This window comes from Lichenibacterium dinghuense (genome assembly GCF_021730615.1).
GTDB classification, from domain to species: Bacteria; Pseudomonadota; Alphaproteobacteria; order Rhizobiales; family Beijerinckiaceae; genus Lichenihabitans; species Lichenihabitans dinghuensis.
Genome location: NZ_JAJLMN010000001.1, coordinates 2,575,449 through 2,594,446 on the forward strand (window position 1 = coordinate 2,575,449; position 18,998 = coordinate 2,594,446).

14 protein-coding genes and 2 riboswitches are annotated in these 18,998 nt (G+C 70.3%); of the genes, 7 read left to right on the forward strand and 7 right to left on the reverse strand.

Annotated elements, in window-relative coordinates:
• Positions 1-96 precede the first annotated feature (96 nt).
• Together L7N97_RS12500 and L7N97_RS12505 are read right to left on the reverse strand one after the other, a co-directional pair.
• On the reverse strand, positions 97-657 hold the full coding sequence (locus L7N97_RS12500) for a Mov34/MPN/PAD-1 family protein (protein WP_237478594.1): 561 nt from the start codon (positions 655-657) through the stop codon (positions 97-99).
• Complete coding sequence (locus L7N97_RS12505) at positions 654-1,742, reverse strand: putative metal-binding protein (RefSeq protein ID WP_237478595.1); 1,089 nt, start codon at positions 1,740-1,742, stop codon at positions 654-656. The genes L7N97_RS12500 and L7N97_RS12505 overlap by 4 nt, the downstream gene beginning before the upstream one ends.
• Positions 1,743-1,890: 148 nt before the next feature.
• Between L7N97_RS12505 and L7N97_RS12510 the strand changes: the two genes are divergently transcribed.
• Genes L7N97_RS12510 through L7N97_RS12520 form a run of 3 tightly spaced genes read left to right on the forward strand, consistent with a single transcriptional unit; the run spans position 1,891 to position 4,668 of the window.
• Entirely contained in the window at positions 1,891-2,811 is a 921-nt protein-coding gene (locus tag L7N97_RS12510) for a WYL domain-containing transcriptional regulator (RefSeq protein ID WP_237478597.1), read from the forward strand.
• 11 nt (positions 2,812-2,822) lie between these two features.
• Positions 2,823-3,533: a nucleotidyltransferase domain-containing protein gene (locus tag L7N97_RS12515; RefSeq protein ID WP_237478598.1), complete on the forward strand. Its 711-nt coding sequence runs from the start codon at positions 2,823-2,825 to the stop codon at positions 3,531-3,533.
• A 46-nt stretch (positions 3,534-3,579) separates the two neighbouring features.
• On the forward strand, positions 3,580-4,668 hold the full coding sequence (locus L7N97_RS12520) for a hypothetical protein (protein WP_237478600.1): 1,089 nt from the start codon (positions 3,580-3,582) through the stop codon (positions 4,666-4,668).
• A 1,001-nt stretch (positions 4,669-5,669) separates the two neighbouring features.
• On the opposite strand, the gene L7N97_RS12525 is transcribed toward L7N97_RS12520, so the two are convergent.
• From L7N97_RS12525 to L7N97_RS12535, 3 genes are all read right to left on the reverse strand, one after another.
• Positions 5,670-6,959 carry a hypothetical protein gene (locus L7N97_RS12525; RefSeq protein WP_237478601.1) on the reverse strand — a complete coding sequence of 430 codons (1,290 nt, stop codon included), beginning with the start codon at positions 6,957-6,959 and terminating at the stop codon, positions 5,670-5,672.
• Positions 6,960-7,125: 166 nt separating this feature from the next.
• A complete protein-coding gene (locus L7N97_RS12530) occupies positions 7,126-7,500 on the reverse strand; it encodes a hypothetical protein (RefSeq protein ID WP_237478602.1) in 375 nt (124 codons plus the stop codon).
• Between the two features lie 58 nt (positions 7,501-7,558).
• Positions 7,559-8,833, reverse strand: coding sequence for a SidA/IucD/PvdA family monooxygenase (locus L7N97_RS12535; RefSeq protein ID WP_237478603.1), 1,275 nt, complete (start codon positions 8,831-8,833; stop codon positions 7,559-7,561).
• Positions 8,834-9,385: 552 nt separating this feature from the next.
• On the opposite strand from L7N97_RS12535, the gene L7N97_RS30055 reads away from it, so the two are divergent.
• Positions 9,386-10,648, forward strand: a complete 1,263-nt coding sequence (locus tag L7N97_RS30055; protein ID WP_305069255.1) for a metallophosphoesterase family protein — start codon at positions 9,386-9,388, stop codon at positions 10,646-10,648.
• Positions 10,635-14,114, forward strand: a complete 3,480-nt coding sequence (locus L7N97_RS12545; RefSeq protein ID WP_237478605.1) for a YhaN family protein — start codon at positions 10,635-10,637, stop codon at positions 14,112-14,114. The genes L7N97_RS30055 and L7N97_RS12545 overlap by 14 nt, the downstream gene beginning before the upstream one ends.
• Positions 14,115-14,350: 236 nt before the next feature.
• Here the strand turns inward: L7N97_RS12545 and L7N97_RS12550 are convergent, their stop codons facing one another.
• Both L7N97_RS12550 and L7N97_RS12555 read right to left on the reverse strand, forming a co-directional pair.
• Entirely contained in the window at positions 14,351-14,584 is a 234-nt protein-coding gene (locus tag L7N97_RS12550; protein ID WP_237478606.1) for a hypothetical protein, read from the reverse strand.
• 106 nt (positions 14,585-14,690) lie between these two features.
• The gene (locus L7N97_RS12555; protein ID WP_255721654.1) at positions 14,691-15,359 is read right to left on the reverse strand and encodes a YoaK family protein; all 669 of its coding nucleotides are present in this window, start codon (positions 15,357-15,359) and stop codon (positions 14,691-14,693) included.
• A gap of 396 nt (positions 15,360-15,755) precedes the next feature.
• A riboswitch (Fluoride riboswitch) is annotated at positions 15,756-15,818 on the reverse strand.
• A 387-nt stretch (positions 15,819-16,205) separates the two neighbouring features.
• A riboswitch (Fluoride riboswitch) is annotated at positions 16,206-16,269 on the forward strand.
• A 59-nt stretch (positions 16,270-16,328) separates the two neighbouring features.
• On the opposite strand from L7N97_RS12555, the gene L7N97_RS12560 reads away from it, so the two are divergent.
• Both L7N97_RS12560 and L7N97_RS12565 read left to right on the forward strand, forming a co-directional pair.
• A complete protein-coding gene (locus L7N97_RS12560; protein ID WP_237478608.1) occupies positions 16,329-17,114 on the forward strand; it encodes a universal stress protein in 786 nt (261 codons plus the stop codon).
• The gene (locus L7N97_RS12565; RefSeq protein ID WP_237478609.1) at positions 17,114-18,901 is read left to right on the forward strand and encodes a dynamin family protein; all 1,788 of its coding nucleotides are present in this window, start codon (positions 17,114-17,116) and stop codon (positions 18,899-18,901) included. The genes L7N97_RS12560 and L7N97_RS12565 overlap by 1 nt, the downstream gene beginning before the upstream one ends.
• Positions 18,902-18,998 lie beyond the last annotated feature (97 nt).

An 18,998-nucleotide genomic window follows, 5' to 3' on the forward strand; every position in this document is an offset into this window, starting at 1 on the left:
CGGTCCTGGAGAGCCTCGCCCGCAGCGCGCCGGCATCGGCGCCGGCGAGGACCTCGGTGACGGCGGTCAGGCTCCTGCCGAAGAAGTTCGCGAGCCTCATGCCGGATCCTCCCGCAACGAGATCAACCCGGCCGCCCGGCGTGCGCCGACCTCGCGCCACCCCCCGTCCGACGACAGCCGGAGGACCGCGCACTCGCCGACGGCGAAGGGACGCACGGCGAAGTCGGGCACCACGAGCGAGAGGCCGCCCGGGGAGGTCACGATCGCGTATCGGTCGTCCATCTCGGAATGGTAGGCCCGCCCGGGGTGCGAGTGGACCTGGGCGAACAGGCGCTCGCCCCTCTTGAACGTCTCGACGTTAAGACGGTGGAGTTCGTCGCCGTCGACGACGACGCAAACCCCGTCCGACGTGCGGATGCCACGCTGCCGCGGGGCGGTCGCGGTCCGGACCAGGAACCTCGAGCCGTCCTGGACGCCGCTCCAGGCCACCAGCCCCTCGTTTCCCGCCACCCCGGCCGCGCGCAGCGCCGCCTGGGTTCGGTCCGCCAGGGCAGGGGGCACGATCACCTCGGTGACCGCCTCGAAACCTCGCCTTCCCAGCGGCCCACCCTCGCCGGGCGCCCCGGCGTCCCCGAGCAGCTTGCCGAGCCAGCTCATGGATCGGGCGTCGCGATCGCGGGGCCGACCTGGAAACCCACCACCTTGGAGGATCCGTACTGGAAGAGGATGTCGATGATCCGCGACAGCGTGCCCTCGCCCTTCCCGCGGTGGAGAAGCCAGCTGTCGCCGTCGTGGGCGGGATGCTGGTGATATTCCCTCACGCCCGGATGGCACAGGAACGGCACCTCGTCCGGGCGATGCCACTGCATGAACCGGCCGACCTCCATCACCGCCGGATCCGTCGGCGCGCGGGTCGCGGGCGGCTGGAGCCGCAGCAGCTGCGCATGGGGCGGAAGCTCGTTGGCCCGGTACGGCACCTCGGTGATCGGGTCCACGATGCGCACCGAGGGGGCCCAAAGGTCGTAGTTCCGGAAGTCCACCACGGCGCCGAAGGCGACGAGGCGGAGGGGACCGGTGTTGGGCGCCGCGAAGGCGAGGACGACGCGCGGGTACTCCGCCCGGATCAGCCAGACGCCCCGTCGTCCGTTCGCCGCGGCGACGGCGCCGAAGGCGGCGACCTCGCGGTCGAACTTCGCGCGGGACACCGCGGGATCGACGAGCGCCTCGACGTCCGCTTCGCCGGCGGCGCCGGCCTTGAGCGACAGGAACAAGGTCGCGCCGTCCTGGATTCCCGCGGCCTCGACGGTCAGGGCGAGGTCCAGCACGACGCCGGCCTCCGTCTTGAGCTGCCATTCGTCGTCGGCGCGCCCGACGGGCTTCGCCCGTTCCAGGACACCGTCGACCAAAGCCGACAGCAGTTCGGAAGGGACGGCCTCCACCGCGATCGGCTCGCTGTTCACCACCACGACGAGCGCCAAGGGCTGCGGGCGCCGGTGGTGCCGGGGTCGCAGGTGGAAGCGGGTGACCTCGTCGGCGGAGAGGTCGACGTGCTCGTGCTTGTCGAGCGAGGCGCGGGCGTCGCCGTCCAACTCCACCTCGAGCACCCACTCGTGCGGCGACTTGCCGGCGAGGTCGAACAACTCGATCGCCGGGATCCGGCGATGGAACACCTCGTGCGCGTCACCGTCGATCGACAGCCGCCAGACGTCGCTCTCGTCGCGACCCTCAACCCTCGCGTCCATGGAAACCTCCTATCGCGCTTGCTCCGCCAGGCCCGCACCCCGTTGTCGGCCCGCTGCATCCGTCGATAGGATATAGGAGAGATCGTCGGTCTCGTCAAGTTTCTGTACGCACTAGTGGTACTTATGTGCAATTTCTGGGAGGATCCCCATGGAGGAAGAGAAGGGTCGAACGAGGTGGGGCGTCCAGCGTCGGCTCGAGTTCATCGACTTCAGGCTGTTCTGGAACGGGGTCATAAACCGGTCCGACCTCGTGACGACCTTCGGCATATCGACCGCGCAGGCCTCCGCCGACCTCTCGCAGTACGAGGACCTCGCGCCTTCGAACATGGCGTACGACCGGGTCTCCAAGCTCTATCGACGGACCGCGGCCTTCGCGCCCCTGTTCGTCGGCGACACGATGGAGCGCTACCTCCTCCAACTCGTGGCGGTGAGGAACGAATGGCTCGACCTCCAACACACCTGGTTCGACGCGCCGCCGACCATGCCGCTCGAGGTGGTGACGCTCGGGCGGCACCGGATCCGGCCCTCGTTCCTCCTGCAGGTCCTCGACGCGGTGCGCGATGGTTGCGAGCTCGAGGTCAGCTACGCGTCGCTCACGGGCTCGCGCGAGCAGGCGCGCGTCGTCCGCCCGCACGCGATCTTCGAATGGGGCGGCCGTTGGTACATGCGGGCCTGGTCCCGGGGTCACGACGATTTCAGGGACTACAACATCAACCGGATCTTTCAGATTAGCGGCAAGGGTCCGGCGCAGGTCGACGTGTCGCTGGACTACGAATGGACGCACAGGATCAACCTGGTGATCGTGCCGAATCCCATGTTGCCGCCGGAGCGCTGGGCGGCGGTGGCCGCGCAGCACGGGATGGAGGACGGGCGGCTCGTTCGATCGTGCCGCCTCAGCCTGAGCTTCTACCTGATGTCGGAGCACAACCTCGACGTCGAGACGGGCGTCCTCAAACCGGAGAAACAGCAGATCGTGCTGCAGAACCGGGACGAGGTCGAGGCCGCGCGGAGCTCGATGCGCAAGATGGCCGCGCAGGCCCTCTCCCGCGCCCGGAACGTCGGACGGTAAGGGGCGCCGGCGTGCCCCCCGCGATGGTCGGTGCGGTGGCGGGCACGGCGAGGGCGGTCCTCCTGTTCGGCAGCCACGCCCGGCGGGAGGCGTCGGCGGGCTCGGACGTCGACGTGCTGGTCGTCGACGACGGCGACGCCATCCGGCACGTCACGAGCGGGCACGTGTCGGTGTTCCACTATCCATGGTCGACGCTGCTGAAGGGCGCCGGCGCGGGCGACCTGTTTGTGTGCCACGTCGCGTTCGAGGCCATGGCCCTGGTCGACCCCGAGGACCTGCTGTCGAGCCTGCGTGCGGCCTTCGCGTTCCGGAAGGACTATGCGGACGATATCGAGCGGGCCAGGGATCTCGGCTGGTTCCTCGTCCGACACGGCGCCGTCCTGGATGGTTCGATGGTGGCGAGGAGGGCCGTCTGGTGCGTCAGGACGATCCTGATCGCCCGCTCGGCCGAGGATCGGCGTCCCGTGTTCTCGCCCGCGACCCTCGCCGAGCGCACCGAGTCGGCGGCCGGCCGCGCGATGCTGCGCCATCGCCACGCGAGGGTCGCGTATTCGACGACCCGTCGCCGTCTCCGGGCCTTCCTCGAGGGCGAGGTCGGGGCGGAGCGGATCCATCGCCGGGGAAGCGTCGACGACTTCGTCGCCCGGTTCCAGGCGACGGGCAACGAGACCGCGTTGAGCACGGTCGTCAAGCTGCGGGAAGACCCCGAAAGGTACGCTTGACCGACCCGGTGATGGCGCGTGGTCGCGATTGGAAGGAACGGTCGGTATGCCGAAACTCGACCTCATCGCGACCGCCGAGGACCTCCTGATGGAGCGCGCGACGGGGTATGGCGTGGGTGGGCAAGTCCGTGAGCTCCTCGGCTCGTCCAGCGTCGGATCGCCGGATCACGCCTTCATCCGCGCCTCGATCGGGGCCGTGCTCGACGCCACGCTCATGTCGGGAGCCGGCGGCCTCGGGGAGGAGCACCAGACCGCGGCCTTCATGGGGCACCTCGGCACGAACCTGAGGTGGTGGCTGCTGGCCCACCTGTGCTCCGGGCACGCCCCGGAGGAGTTCCGCGTTCCCGAGATCTCCTGGGCGCACCAACCCAGAGACGTCGAGAGGCGGTTCGGCGCGGACTTCGGCATCGTCGTTCGGCGGCCCGACGAGAGTATGGCCGGGAAGGACCTCTGTCGCCTGAGCCTGTTCCAGGCGAAGTTGAGCCAAGATGCGGGCGATGGCCGCCCGACGATCCAAGTCGGTTACAAACCGAGGGACGCGGTCGCGGATCCTGATTATCTCAAATACGTCAGGTGCTGCAGGAAGTACGAACGATGGTTGGTCGGTGGTCCCGATCCCTGGGATCTCATGGCGATGAAGGCCGTCATCGAGCGACCATCATACCAGATCGAAACGCTGCTGAGAACTTACCTCAAGGGACTTGAGAGCGCCATCGAACCTGGGGCGTGGTGCCACTATATCGCTTGGCCGGGGCCGACGGACGCCTGGGGTGGACCGCCGTACTGCCCCAAGGCAGTTCCCGTGATGCAGGTCGCCGAGGAGCATCTCAGGAGGAGGGACCTGACACCGATGCCGTTCCCCATCCCTCGGAAGGCGAGGACGCTGATCGGCGCGGTCGCCGCGACCTTGACGGGGAAAGGCGACGACGCTTTCATCCTGGTGCCCTTCGGTGCCCTCCAGGACGTCCTGGAGCACTTGGCGACGAACCTCCCGGAGATGCACTTGACGATGGTGGACGCCGTCGGCGACGACGCGTTGCGCGCGACGCTCGAAGGGAAAGGGTGGTTCGTCCGAACCAGCACACCTCATTCGGAAAGCCCGAACCCGCCAGGCCCGTCTCCCGCCTCGACGTGAAACGGTCGTGGCGGCGGACATCCCCGCCAACCCCTCACCGAGACTTCGGCCCTGCCGCATCCGGCTCCGCGCGACCGCTCGCCCGAACACGATCGGCCCTCGCACTCGGGACCAGCCGGAGGATCGGCGGCCGAAGCCACCTCGCGAACATGCGGGAGTGGATGCCGGGCGGTCCGCATCGCCCGGACCGAAACCGCGATGCGGTCGTTCGAGCCGGTCGGCAACGACCGGCGAGGCGAGGGCATTCCGACCTCGGGGACCGTGGATGTGAGCCACGCCCACGCGACGACCTTGGATCGCCCTCTTCCCAAGCCGACATCGCCCGAGGGGCTGTCCAAGGTGGCCGCATCTGTGCCTCGACCGATCCAGGCGGGATTCAGATCGACTGCGGTCCAGCGCCACGGGAAGCGATCCCGTCGATGCGGATGCTGGACCCCAACTCGCCTTCCGGCGGCGTCGGGTCCGTCGATCGCGATCGGCGTCGGACAGTTCCGGAAGCAAGCATGCGGGTATCGTCCCCCGCGTGCTTCGATCCGATCAGTCCCTTGATCACGCCGGCCGCGTCAATGGGTCGTGAGCCTGCCCGACGCGTGCTTGATACGTCCGACCGCGAGCGGACGGGCGGTGCTACGCTGGTTCCACTGCGCGGCCACGAATTCCCGTGCGACGTCGACCGCCGCGAAGTAGCTCACTCCAGGGAAGCGCACCGAACAGGACGTGCATTCGACCCCCGTACAGGCCACGCCGGTCCCCTGGTCGGCCCCACGATCGACGAAACGGGCGGCTCCACCGCAAAAGGGACAGGCCAGTAGGACGTGGCTGCAGGCCATGAGCAGATCCCCGAGCGTCGCCGAACCATGCTGCGTCGACGTTCGGGGAGCAACACATTTCTGGGGCTGCCCACGCCCCGTGCACACGCCGCTCGACGTCGCATTCGTCACGCGGCGACTCCGGGCACCGGACGAGACGTATCGATGCCCGCCATGTCATCCGGTCGACGATCAATGCCGTGCGAGGCACTCCCGATGAACTTGCTGCGGAAAGCCATGGGTCGCGGAGGCGGCGGACAGCGGGATGCAGTCGTGCCAGCGCCCGGCGTCGTGCATCCGCATGCCGGATACGCAGTTGTTGTCCTCACCCCGTGATGAATGCACGGTCGGCCCCGAGGTGGCGGCGTTGAAAGCGAGCGTCGACCATTGTAGGCCCCCTCCCTCCCGATCTCCCGACCTCCGCGCATCGCCTCGAATGGTCGCGGGCTGATCCGCGCCATCTTCCCCGGAACGTGCCGCTTGGTTCCTGCACGCTTCGACATGGTGGCGCATCCCACGGGCGGGCAGGGCGTCCACGGCACATGCATCGGGCATGTCGTCCACCCGACGGATCGTGGGCCGACCCGCGCCGTGCGACGCTCGGACCCCGGCGCCATCCGCGCAAGAGACGAGGTCGGGATGCGTCCGAACGACGGGCAAGCCGCCGACGTCCAAGGGATGGCCGAAGCCACGACCCCACGGCGTCGCGAGCCGGCCCACGCGATCGTGGCCTTGGTGCGCCTCACCTCCCATGGGTCCTCCGTCTCGACGATGGGTGCCGACGGCGGGCGTGGAGCCGGCGTCCGAACGGAGACGGAGACCATCGCCCCACGCGTCGACGTCGCGAGCGTCGGGAAAGCCCGGTCGATGATCCAGGACAAGAATATCCAAGCACTCCGCCAGCGACGCCCGGGCGGCGGCGATCCACGAAGCGAAGATCGTGCGTTCGTTCGCACCATCGTCCATGAAGTATATGAACGGGGACGGATTCGTCGTTTCACCGATCATCGTCGCGTCCCGCCGGTCGATGAAGCGATCGTTCGTCGGTGAGACTGTCCCGTCTCGGATCTGCGCCTCGGCGGGGTGCGTCGATGCCGGATGGGTGGGTTCGAGGAGACGCTGGAACAGTCCCTCCGGGGTCGCCTTCAATTTCACCCCCAGGGCTCGCTTGTCCCTCACGACGAGAAACCCCCCCAACCGATCGGTCGAGGGGGTTTCTGCGGCTCTGATGTCGGTGACGAGGAAATGGTGCGTGGAGGCCGCGAACGTGATGTCGAAGCTTCCTTCACAGATGGTGTCGCAATAACTTGTGTCCGGCGAGGAGTAAACGATCCATCCGAGGACCTTCCGACTCGAATTCCCTATGGCGAGGAGGGCGTCGCTTCGCATCTCGTCGGAATAAGAAGCCAGTATGTGTTCCACGATCGAGAGATCGACGGAGTGTTGCGTGTCGACGGTCGGGACGGCCACCGGATCGTTCATGTCAGGCTCCTCTCACGAGCATACCGCACTGGACTAGGGCGGGGCCGCCGGCCATCGTCTGGACTGGTCGGTCGCCAACGAAACCAATCTACGCTGTCACTCCGATCCCGGACCGGCGCAAGCCGCCCCACGAACACTCATCCCACACGCCTGGTGACTGGGCGCCCTAGGCGGCTCCTCCCCCGAGGCCGTTCGACCGGGAGCCCGCCCCGGCCCCGTCCTGGACGGGCGGCCCGACGTCGGCCGTCCCTGGACGTCCCGCCTCGGGGGTCGTCGGGGCGTCCTCGGTCGTCGCCTGTCGTCCCGCCGCGGTTCGAACGGTGACGCTCGCCGACGCCGCGCCGGGGTCGCGACGACCGACGGTGAGGTCGCGCATGATCAGGTCGGTGTCGTCGGATGCAAGCCACTCACGCAGCTTGATCCCGATCGCCGATCGTATCAGGTCGCTCTTGGTCACGTTGAGTTCGTGGGCGAGTTGACGGAGTTCGCTGTCCTCCGCCGGTCTTAGGTAGACAGATCGCATCACCATGTCGTCGACCATCGTCGCGTCTCCGTTGTCGGCCCTGCCGTATATACATATATACGTCATCCGCCGCGGGTCAAGCGAGGTATGGTCGAAGGATCGACGCGGCCATGAGCCCCAGGCACCCGAGGTTGCCGATCCCCGGACCATGCGCCAGCCCGGCCAAGGCCGGGACGTGGAGGCCCGGCGGCAGGCCGGCGGAGGGGGGCAGGCCGTAGTCGGGCAGGATCTCCTCCTCCACGCGCTTGCGCTCGTCGCCCCTGGATGGATCGCGCAATCGCTCCGCGGCGGAGTGGTCGACGAGGTCCAGCAGGCTCCAATTGTCGAAGCCGATCGCGGCCACCAGGTAATCGGCCCTGTGCGGGGCCGCGGTCTGCCCGTCATATTCGATGTCTATGTCGAGACCTTCGTCGGTCCAGTCGACCTTCAGGACCCGACCGCGTCGGTACGCGACCGCGATCGACTGATCGATGAGTTGCTTGTTCCGCAGCGAGACGACCCCGGCCTCGGTGCGCTCCAGTAGCTTGCGCCGATGTTCGACGCTGAGTTCCCTCCAGTCCGTCGGATCGCTGAACCAACGGCGTTCGGCATGCCCGTCGCCGCGTGGGAACAAGGTCCCCATGGGACTGATGCTGACGACCGTGGACTGCCGCTCGGCGAACTGCTCCACCAACCAAGCGACGACCGCGCCCGCGGCTCCCCCGTCACCCGCGACGGCGACCGTGAGGTCGGGCCGCTCGAGAAGCAGCTTGCGGTGCCTCCAGAAATTCTCGGTGTCCAGCATACGCTCCGCCGGGGTGCCCGGGGACGCCGGGATCGCCCGTGCCCGCCCCGTACCGGTCAGCAGGACCCCGTCCACCAGCGTCGAGCCCCGGCTGAGGTCGGATCCATGCTCGATGCGCCAGCGGTCGCCTTCCGGCCTGACCGCGGTCACCTTCGATCGGACGACCTCCTGATCGGCACTCCTCATCACCCAGGTCAAGTACTCCGCCCACGCTCGATGGCTCGGGTGGCCGCGCCCCCGATCGACCCAGTCCGAGAAGTTTCCCGTGGCGACCTGGAACGCCGCCCACGAGAACCGGCCGAAGATGATCGGGGCGATCGGCTCGTGCCCACCACGGGAGGCTCGTTCATCGTACGGGAAACCCACGTCCTTCTCACCCGGGGTGCAGAGCGTCAGGAAACCGCTGCTGAAACCGCCATCGCCGCTCCAGGCCGCCCCGACGCCTTCGGCCTCGAAGACGATGATCTCGGGGACGTCGCGCCCGCCGATCGCCCGCAACGCCGCGGCCCGGGCCGCGACCGCCGCCGCCTTCGCACCGGCGCCCACGATGGCGAGCGTCTTCCTCATGCCTTCCCTCCGTCGAGTCATCCCGTCGCTTCGCTGGTGCCACGACGGCGCGTCTCGGTCCAACGACACGCCGACTCGGATCTCCTCCCCCCACGTCGGCCCTGGCTGGGCAGGCCAGTTGGCGGACACGTCCCGGAGCGGGCCGGACGCCCACCGAGGGACGGGTGCGACGGCAACCGCCCGAGCGGCGGGGATCCGGGTTGCCCCCGGCAGGCCCTGGGATGCGGTGCGTTCCCCCGGCCATTCGACCATTGTCGGCCGCGGCCGTGTCGCCGGGGCACGGATGGCTGGCGCTCCGCCGATCCAGGGCACGTCGGTGACCCCGACGCAGCCAGGGTGGTCTTCCACGCCGCCGCCCCGAACGGCTGATCGGCTTCCACCCCTACGGATCGTCGCCCGAGCGGTTCCATGGTCGCGCAAAATCTTAAAGCGCAATTGAACTCAAAAAACTCAGGCCTAGATGTCGGGAGGGTCGGCACCGGACTCCTGCCGCCGCGTGGCGCCGGTGGGACGGGGGTGGAGCGACGCACGTCGAACGAGATGGCGGAAGGCATGACGGACGAGTTCACGTTCCTGCACGCGGCGGATCTCCACCTCGACAGCCCGTTGCTGGGATTGTCGAGCCGGGCCGCCGACCTCGCCTCGCGGGTGGGTCAAGCCTCGCGGCGGGCGTTCGACAGGCTCGTCGACCTCGCGATCGAGGAGCGCTGCCCCTTCGTCGTCCTCGCCGGCGACACCTTCGACGGCGACCTGAGGGACTACAGGAGTGGCCTGTTCTTCCTCGCCGGGATGAACCGCCTGCGCGGTGCGGGGATCAAGGTCTACATGATCGCCGGCAACCACGACGCGGCGAACCGCTGGTTCGACAAGCTGACGCACACCGACAACGTTCGCCGGTTCGACCATCGGGCCGCCCACACCTTCCTGGACGATGATCTCCGGGTCGCCGTCCACGGCCGAAGCTTCCCCCGGCGCGACGTCGCCGAGAATCTCGCGGCGAGCTACCCCGCACCGCACCCGAGCTACTTCAACGTGGGTGTATTGCACACCGCCTGCCAGGGTGGCGGGGGCGAGAACGCGGCCTACGCGCCCTGCACGCTCGAGCAGCTCGTCAACCACGGCTACGATTATTGGGCGCTCGGTCACGTCCATGCCCGCCAGATCCTCAACGAGCATCCGCACGTCGTCCACCCCGGCAACATCCAGGGGCGCAGCGTCCGGGAGACGGGCTCGAAGGGCGTGACGCTGGTCCGTGTGTCGGGCGGCGTCGTGCGGGGGCTCGAGCATCGGGACGTCGCCGACGTTCGATGGGTGCATGGCGAGGTCGACCTGACCGGCGCCGTGGACGCCGAGGCGGCGCGCTCGGCGATCAGGACCGTGCTCGAGGGCCTCGCCGCGACGGCCGCCGACCGCTCGCTGGCGCTGCGCCTCGTCCTCCGTGGCGAGACCCCGCTCCATGCCGTCCTGGTGCGCGACCCCGCCGGGACGCGGGAGGACGTCGAGGTCATGGCGTCCACGCTGTCCGCCACCGTCTGGCTGGAGCGCGTGGAGGTGCGCACGCGCCGACCCATGCCGACCCACGGCGCCGACCCCACGGTCGCCGGCCGGCTCGCCGACGAGGTCCGCCGGTTGGGTGAGGGACGGGAGGTGGGGGCGCTCGTGGAGCGATGCCTCGGGGAGATCCGCACCCGGATGCCGGCGGGCGCGAGGTTCGACGACCTGGCGGCGAGGATCCGGCGCGAGGTCGTCGCGGGCGGCGTGGACCTGGCGCTGTCGACCATGGCGACGGAGGAGGGCACCGATGCGCTTCGATGAACTCACCCTCGAGAAGTACGGAGCGTTCGAGCGTCGCACCCTGACGCTGACGCCGGGTCTGAACGTCGTCCACGGACCCAACGAGGGCGGCAAGAGCACCTGCATGCATGCGATCCGGGATTTCCTGTTCAGGATTCCCGAGCGCTCGCCACGCTCCGCGAAGTTCGGTTCCGACGCGGCCCGCATCGGGGCGAGGCTCACGACGGCCGCGGGCGCCCCGGTCTCGCTGCGGCGGCGGTGCGGCCGGGGTCGCACCCTGATCGACGAGGCGGGGGCGCCCTGCGAGGACGCCGTGCTCTCGGCCCTGCTCGGCGCGGTCGACCGCGATCGGTTCGAGACGCTCTTCGGACTGGACCACGAGGGCCTTCGCAAGGGCGGTGAGGCCCTGCTCTCGGCCCGGGGGGACATCGGCAGGCTGATCGTGGAGGCGGGCGGCGGCCTCCGCGCCCTGGTCGACAGGCTCGACGGCCTCGAGACGCGGATCGATGCCCTGTTCGCACCGCGACGCAAGGCAGGGAGGGCGTTCTACGACGCGCTCACCGCGCACGACGCGGCCGACAAGGCTTCGAAGGCCGAGGTCCTGACCTGGGAGATGCACGAACGCGACCGGCGCGCGGCCGTGGACGCCGCGGCGGAGACGGCGCGCCTGCGCGGGGAAAGGCGCGGGCTCGGCGAGCGCGCGTCGCGACTGCGGTGCCTCGCGCGCGTCGTACCCATCCTGCGGCGGCTCGACGCGGCGGAGGAGGGGATCCTCGCCTTCGGGGACGTCGCGCATCTGTCCGGCGACTTCCCGGAAAGGTGCGGCTCACTCCTCGACGCGCACGCCGCCGCCCTCGGGCGTCGGGACGAGGCCCGTGGTCGCCTGGCCGACGTGTGGGATCGCCGCGAGCGCTTGAAGGTCGACGATGTCCTCGTCGCGGCGGAGCCGGAATTGCGCGACGTCGAAGCGAGGCTGGCCGTCGTCCGGGCGTTCCGCGGGGACAGGGCCGCCCGGGAGAGGGACGTCGGGGATGCCGACGCCCAACTCGGACTGTTGCGCGATCGCCTCGGCCTCGGGGAGGACGCGGACCTCGTCGCGCTGCTTCCCACGCGCCCCATCTTGCGGGTCGTCGTCGACCTCGCGGAACGGGACGCCGGCATCGGCGTCCGGCTCCGGTCGGCCCGCAAGGAGGCGGCGGTGGCGGCCGACGTCCTGTCCGAGGCGACCGGACGCCTCGAGGCCATGACCGCCCGGGGACACCATCGACCGTTCGGGATCGAGGCGACCAGCTTCGCGGCGCTCCCGTCCGAGTGGGCGGCGGCGACGTCGCGGATCGAGGCCGCCGATCGTGCCGATGGGGAACAGCTCGGCCGGGCCGTCGAGCTCGGGATGAAGGACGTCGCCGCGGTGCGCCGGCTGGCGTGCCCCGACGTCGAGCAGGTCGGTGCCGAGATCAAGGCGCGGGACGCGCTCAGGGCCGAACGGGCACGGGTGATCTCGTCGCTCGCGCGAGCCATGGCCGACCGAGAGGCCGCGCGCGTGGAGATGGCGGCGCTGCTCGGGGAGGGCGAGGTGGCGAACGGGGAGGCCGTCGACGTCGCCCGCCGGACACGCGACGACGCCTGGGCGTCGGTCCGCGCCTCGTACGTCGGCGGGCAGGCGCCCGCGGCCGAGGCGGAACGGCACGCGATGGCCGGGCGCCTCGACGCGAGCATCGCCGACGCCGACCGCCTCGCCGACAAGCGCGTCGCCGAAGCGGACCGCGTCGCCACCCTCGCGCAGACCCGGCGACGGATCGCGACGGCGCAAGGGGCGGTCGAGGCCGCGGAGGGCGCCGCGCGACGCCTCGACCGGGAACTGGTCGAGGCCGGGGAGGCCTTCCGCGGCGCTTTCCCCGAAGCCTGCGCCTTGCGGCCGGAACTCGCCTCGCTCCAGCCGTTCGCGGCGGCGCGGCGCGGCATCGTGGAAGCTTCCGACCGGACCGCCGCGGAACGTCGCGTGGCCGAGACCGCCCTGCGCGACCTGGCGCCGGCGATGGCGCGCCTCGCGTGGGCGGAGCTTCGGGCCGGCCTCGCGTCCCATGCCGCCGCGGAGCTCGGCGGCCGCGTGCGGGCCGTGGCCTCGGCCATCGGCGCGCACGACCGCGCGCACGAGGCCTATCTGAGGGAACGGGGAGCCATGCCGGGATTGGAGGAACGGCGGCGGAAGTCGCTCGCGGAACTCCAGGACGTCGAGCGGGAGCGGCGGGAGTGGGCCGCCGCGTGGGCCGCGGCGACCGCCGCGCTCGGCGTCGGCGCCGACGAACCCGTCGCGTCCACGGCGGCGCTGGCGGGGGCGTGGGAGCGGGCCCGGGGTGACCTGAGGGCGGTCGCGCAGGCGCGTGCCCTCGTCATGCGCATGGACGAGGAGGAGGCCACCCTCGGAGGCCAGGTCGCCTCGATCGCGGGTCGGATCGGACTCGCCACGGCCGTGGATCCCGTGGCGGCGGGGGACATGCTGTTGAGCGTCCGTGAGGGCAACGAGGCGGCGCGCCTCGGCCGTGAGGCGCTCGGGCCGGAGGTGGCCAAGGCCCAGGCCGACGTCGCGGGCTGGGAGGAGGAACTCGGTTCCCTCGGGCGACGGCTCGCGACCATCGCGGACGAGATCGGCGGGGCCCGCGACCTCGATCGCCTGCGCGCGACCGTGGTGCGCGGGCGCCGGCTCGCCGTGTTGCGGCGTGAGCGCGATGCCCTCGGCGAGGCGGCGCGCGTCGCCGGCGATGACCTGCCCCTGCAGTTCCTGCGTGGGGAAGCCGAGGGCTGCGACCTCGATGCCGTGCGGGCGGAGTCGTCCGAGATCGCCGGGCGTCTCGACGCTCTCGACGGCAGGATCGAGGGGTCGATCGCCGAGGAGGTTCGGACGACGGCGATCCTCCGGGGGCATGGCCGGTCCCCCGGCGACGCGGGTTTGGTCGCGGTCCGGGAGGCGGCCGTGGCGGACATGCACGCCGCGGCGGAACAATGGGTGGAGCTCAAGGTCGCCAAGGACCTACTCGACCGGGCCATACGCGTCGTCCGGGACGAGCGCCAGGATCCGCTCGTCAGGGAGGCGGGGATCCTGTTCTCGCGCATGACGCGCGGCGCCTACGCCGGCGCCGCGGCCGACGTGGACGACCGAGGCGATCCTATCGTGAGGGGGGTCCGCTCCACCGGAGGGGACCCGCAGCCCGTCGCCACGATGAGCGAGGGCACGCGGGACCAGATGTTCCTGGCCTTCCGGCTCGCCAGCGTCGGGGCCTACTGCGCCGCCGCCGAACCGCTGCCGTTCGTGGCCGACGACCTGTTGGTCCATTTCGACGACGGACGGGCCGAAGCCACTCTCGATCTCCTCGCGGACTTCGCCGGGGCGACGCAGGTCCTGCTCTTCACGCACCACGCCTCGGTCCGCGACGCGGCCGTTCGGCTGCAACGGCAGGGGCGGACGACCGTCGTCGAGGTCGCACCCTGACCGCTTCCCCCGCCGCGTTCCCCACGAGCGTGGATCCGGGGACGGCGGCTCGAAACGTGCGTGGCGGCCGACGCGACCGAATCCGGGGTAGCCGGAGCGACGAAGGCTCGATGGTCCGTCGATGCGCCGTCCAGGCTGGACGTCCTGAGTGATCCATCGCCCCAGGGACCGCTAGGAAGCCTCGGGACGGTCCACGATCACATCCGCGCCCTCCGGCGCGAGGGCCCTTGGGGGGCTCACCCGACGATCAATCCGCGTTCGGACTCCAATCGCTCGCGTGCAAGCCTGCGATACCTGTCCCGGTCGTCGTTGGTCGCCGCGCCGGGCTGGCCTTCCGCGCCATGCTCGGGCGTCCCCGGCGCCGCCCAAGTCAAACCGTCGGCCTTGGCGAGCTCCATCGCGCGGTGCTCGACCTCGGCCTCGGCGGGCTCGGACGCGGGATCATCGGTCGTCGAGGTTCGCTCGCTCATGCGAACGACTATGGAGGCCCGCCCGGCGGCGTCAAGCCGGCCGAGCTCGGGCTGTCGGTCGGTTCGAGATCGCACGCCCGTGCCTCCGGATGCTCGACGGGATCGATCACCGTCGATGAGTAGGCAGGCGGCCCAGGGCGCAGGCGAACAGTACCGCGGATGGCGCGAGGAGGCCGAGCCTGCCCACGGCCGGGGCGACCATCCCGGCGAGGAGGCCGCCGATGGCGAACGCCGCGAGTCGCGATGAGGACCGCCGAAGCATCTCGGCTATCGGCGGATGGTGCGGACCCATCCTCCCGACGCGGACCAGGCGGCCCACCGCGATCCCCAGATCCGTCAATGTGCCGGTGAGGTGCGTGGTGCGGACGCGGTCGCCCAGACAGAGGGAGGAGGAGGCGTTCTGGACACCCATGGCGAAGGCCGACAGCGCGAGCATGACGGCGACGTCGTTGGAGCCCCCATCGCCCACCACACCGGCGCCGATCAAGCTCACCGCCTCGATCACCAGGAGCAACGGCAAACGTTCGACCTGCCTGTCCGAAGTACGATCCCCGACCAGGAGCCCCGCGACCGATGCTCCGGAAGCGAACGCGAACAAGGCCCCGAGAGCCGCCATGCCGACCGCGAGCCGGCCTCGCGCGAGGTCGTGCACAAGCATCGATGTCGTCCCGGTCATGTGCGAGGCGAAACGGCCGACCACGATGAGGGTGAGCCCGTCCACGCTGCCGGCAACGAACGTTAGCGCGACAGCTACGGTTGAGGGTTGGAACTTCAACGTCTGACCGCGATGCCTTCCTCAAGCTCGAACTTCGGGACAGCCCTCCGGCAAGCGAGCGCGACACCTCCAGGGAGCACGCCGATGGGGATCGTGGCGGATTCAGTGGCTCGGATCATGGCTCCATCGGTGTCCAGGGCCGAGGCGGTCAGGCGAGCCGTCCGCGAATGGTCAGGCATGGGCCTCGGAGAGCCCGGCCCTTGGCCGCGCTGGACCCTTTCCTCGAACTGCTGGATTAGTCCCTGGATCAGGGGTGACAGCGCGAGCACGGTCGCGACCTGAGCGACCTGCAGCGAGGCGTCGCGCAAGTTCACGCCCCACCCGTCGTGGGTCCCGGCTCACTTCGGAAGACAAGGTCCGCCATCTTCGCCCGCACTCCTTCCTCCCCGAGATCGAGGATCGGAAGGAGTCATCGGCCCAACGGGCGGTTACAAGGCGGACCCCACCGCCTGCTTGAAGCGAGCGGATTGAAATGCGCTTCGTGAACGTTGTCAATCGAGCCGAAGGTGGTTCCACGTCGGAAGCCGCGGGATCCTACGGCACGACGGGGGCGGACGCATGATCCCGGCGATCCCGGCCTCGATCCAGGATGCGTGGACCGTCGAGCGACGGCGCCGATCGGGGAGCGAGCGCAAGCGTGGCGTCCTCCCGTCCGTCGACGGGTCGCACCCACCTCGACACCCGCGGCGTCCGGTCGGACCAGGGGAGGGGCGCGCAGCCGGCGGACGCAGCTTCGCGTCCCCGCGAGGCGGATGATCGTCGAAGGGAAGGGGCGGCCGATTTCCCTCGCGAAGATCTTCCGCGGAGCGCACCACGCCATGGAACAGGGCGCCGCGACGTGGCATTCTATCCCTGGGTGATGGAGTTCACCCTCAACCGCCCTTCCCGGGCTGATGACTCCTACGCAGCGTGAGGCATCGCGCGCGTGGGGGAACGTTTCCCTTCTCCGCGGCGATGGAAGGAGGGAACATGACGGAATACAAGGACATCCTGGTCTTCCTCGACGTGGGCGAGGACTGCGCGGCGCGCACCGACGTGGCCGTCCATCTCGCGGCGCGACACGGGGCGCGTCTCGTCGGCGTCGACGTCGGCACGCCGGCGGCCTCCGAGGGACACTGGCGCGACCGGGCGCTGGGCCTCCGGGAGGCCTTCGAGACCAAGGCCCGCTCGGCGAACGTCGCGACGACCTTCCGGGTCGCAGCCCCCGAAGCCCGGGTCGCGCACGACTTCGGCGCCCATTGCGCCGACCTGATCGTCGCGACCCAACCCCATCCCGACGCGGAGCACCTCTCCGCGAAGGCCGTCCCGAGGGACGTGCTCGTCGGCGCGGGCGTTCCGATGTTGCTGCTCCCGACGGGATGGCGTTCCCGCGAAACGCTCGGCCGCCGCCTACTGATCGCCTGGAACTTCAGCCGCGAGGCGACCCGCGCCGTCCACGACGCGATGCCGCTGCTCGCGGCGGCAGAGAAGGTGTTCCTGTTCCTGTTCGAGCAGGACTTCGACAGGAGGCGATTGGACGTCACCGACGTGAAGGAGCACCTCGAACGCCACGGCGCCAAGGTCGAGGTGTCGGGCTGGCAGGACACGGGCGAGGTGGAGGTGGCGAGCGCGATGTTCGCCGGGCTGGACCGCGACGAGGTCGACCTCATCGTCGCCGGCGCCTACGGGCGGTCCCCCCTCGCCGAGACGATGTTCGGCGGCACCACGGAAACGCTTCTGAACAACGTTTCCATGCCCGTGTTGCTGTCCCACTGATGCGGCCTCGGGCGGGGATCGTCGGGGCGCCCCCGCGCGGCGAGGCGGCGGGGCTGATCGCCGAGGCACTCGCCGTCGCACGCGGCCTTCCCGGCGTCGACCCCGCTCGCGACCGCCTCGAAGAGCTCGCTCGACGCCTCGACGACGATCGGTTCCGGCTCGGCGTCGTCGGGCAGTTCAAGCGTGGCAAGAGCACGCTCCTCAATGCGCTGGTGGGCGAGGCGCTGATGCCGACCTCCGTGTTGCCCGCGACGGCCGTCGCCACCACGGTCGCCGGCGGGTCCTCGTACGGCCTGGACATCGTCCACCGCGACGGTCGTGTCGAGCGTCGGGCCGTCGCGGATGGCGCGGCGCTCGGCACGGAGTTGGCCAGGCTGGTGACGGAGGCCGGGAACCCCGGCAACGTGCTTGGCCTGGCGCAGGTCGACGCGAGGGTCCCATCCGGCCTGCTCGGCGAGGGCGTCGTGCTGGTCGACACGCCGGGCATCGGTTCGACGCATCGCCACAACACGGACGCGGCCCGCGCGGCCCTGTCCACGTGCGACGCCGTCCTGGTCGTGTTCTCGACCGACCTGCCGATCGGGGAGGGCGAGGTCGCCTACCTCGACGAGATCCGTGCGGTCACCCCGACGACGCTCGTCGTCATGACGAAGGCGGACCTCGCGGTCGGCGACGACCTGGAACTGCTGGTCCACTTCCTACGCGGGCGACTGGCCGAGGCGTCGCCCGACGCCGCGGCACCGGACGTCTGGGTGGTCTCGGCCCGCGACGCCATAGCGGCCAAGTCCCACGGCGACGCCGACGCGCTCTCCCGATCGGGTCTCGCGTCGCTCGAACGCCACCTCGTCGAGGTCCTGGCCCGGGACAAGGGGGCCCTCCTCGTCGCGGCGGTCGTCGGCAAGGCGGCGCGATCGGTCGTCGCCCTGCGCTCGACGATCGCGCTGCGGTACGTCGCCCTCGGACTGACCCGCGAGGAACTCGACCGTAGGACGACCGTCTTCAAGGACGCCGTCGATGCGCTGGCGGAAAGGCGGAAGTGGGCCCGGGATCTCCTGTCGGGCGACCATCGCCGCGCGGTCGCCGCGCTCGACCGGGCATGCGACGCACTGCACGTCGAGGCCTCGGGATCCCTCCACGCGGCGCTTGAACGAGCCTCGCTCCCGGCGACGACCCCCGAAGCGGGCGAGGGGAGGCTGGCGTCCGCGGTCTCCGCCTTCTTCACCGGGGCTCGGGCGGGGTTGGTCGCGCGGGCCGAGGCCGACGTCGCCTCGGCCGTCGAGGCGCAGAGATCGCGCCGCGACGAGATCGTGAGGGAGATCGCGGGCGCGGCCGAGGTGATCATGGGCATCGAGCGTCGGACCGAGGTCCAACCGGAGGGTGGGCCCCCGTTGCGCGAGCCTTACTGGGTCGCCTCCGGACACACGGACACGATGGGTTCCCTGACCGTCGACGGGATCGCCCGACTGTTGCCCCGACGTCTGCGGCATGCGAGGGCGCGGAGACGGCTCCGCGCCGGCCTGGACGCGGCGATCGTCCGCAACCTGTCGAGCCTCCAATGGGCGGTCCGCCAGTGGCTGGAGGACGCGTTTCGGCAGTGGGCTTCCAAAATCGAGGACGAGATCGAGAACGAGATCAGGGTCGTGGACGCCGCGCTGTCCTACGCGCGGGAAAGGAATGCGCTCACGGCGAGCGGTATCGACGAGGAGCGCGAGGCCCTCGCATCGGCCACCGCCACGCTCGAATCGCTGGAACTCGCCATGATCAACCTCGGCCGACGCTTGCGGTGACTCATCCGAGCTGGGGCAGCGCGGGATCCTGAACGAGGGTGAGCGGGTGAACCCAACGATGAACGGGGGCGAAGCCATCACGTGTCATCGCCTCCGA

Bases quoted from the DNA above. Each gene is read 5' to 3' on its own strand.
- L7N97_RS12500 (WP_237478594.1), bottom strand. From the start codon at position 657: ATGAGCTGGCTCGGCAAGCTGCTCGGGGACGCCGGGGCGCCCGGCGAG.
- L7N97_RS12505 (WP_237478595.1), bottom strand. From the start codon at position 1,742: ATGGACGCGAGGGTTGAGGGTCGCGACGAGAGCGACGTCTGGCGGCTG.
- L7N97_RS12510 (WP_237478597.1), top strand. From the start codon at position 1,891: ATGGAGGAAGAGAAGGGTCGAACGAGGTGGGGCGTCCAGCGTCGGCTC.
- L7N97_RS12520 (WP_237478600.1), top strand. From the start codon at position 3,580: ATGCCGAAACTCGACCTCATCGCGACCGCCGAGGACCTCCTGATGGAG.
- L7N97_RS12525 (WP_237478601.1), bottom strand. From the start codon at position 6,959: ATGAACGATCCGGTGGCCGTCCCGACCGTCGACACGCAACACTCCGTC.
- L7N97_RS12530 (WP_237478602.1), bottom strand. From the start codon at position 7,500: ATGGTCGACGACATGGTGATGCGATCTGTCTACCTAAGACCGGCGGAG.
- L7N97_RS12535 (WP_237478603.1), bottom strand. From the start codon at position 8,833: ATGAGGAAGACGCTCGCCATCGTGGGCGCCGGTGCGAAGGCGGCGGCG.
- L7N97_RS30055 (WP_305069255.1), top strand. From the start codon at position 9,386: ATGACGGACGAGTTCACGTTCCTGCACGCGGCGGATCTCCACCTCGAC.
- L7N97_RS12545 (WP_237478605.1), top strand. From the start codon at position 10,635: ATGCGCTTCGATGAACTCACCCTCGAGAAGTACGGAGCGTTCGAGCGT.
- L7N97_RS12550 (WP_237478606.1), bottom strand. From the start codon at position 14,584: ATGAGCGAGCGAACCTCGACGACCGATGATCCCGCGTCCGAGCCCGCC.
- L7N97_RS12560 (WP_237478608.1), top strand. From the start codon at position 16,329: ATGACGGAATACAAGGACATCCTGGTCTTCCTCGACGTGGGCGAGGAC.
- L7N97_RS12565 (WP_237478609.1), top strand. From the start codon at position 17,114: ATGCGGCCTCGGGCGGGGATCGTCGGGGCGCCCCCGCGCGGCGAGGCG.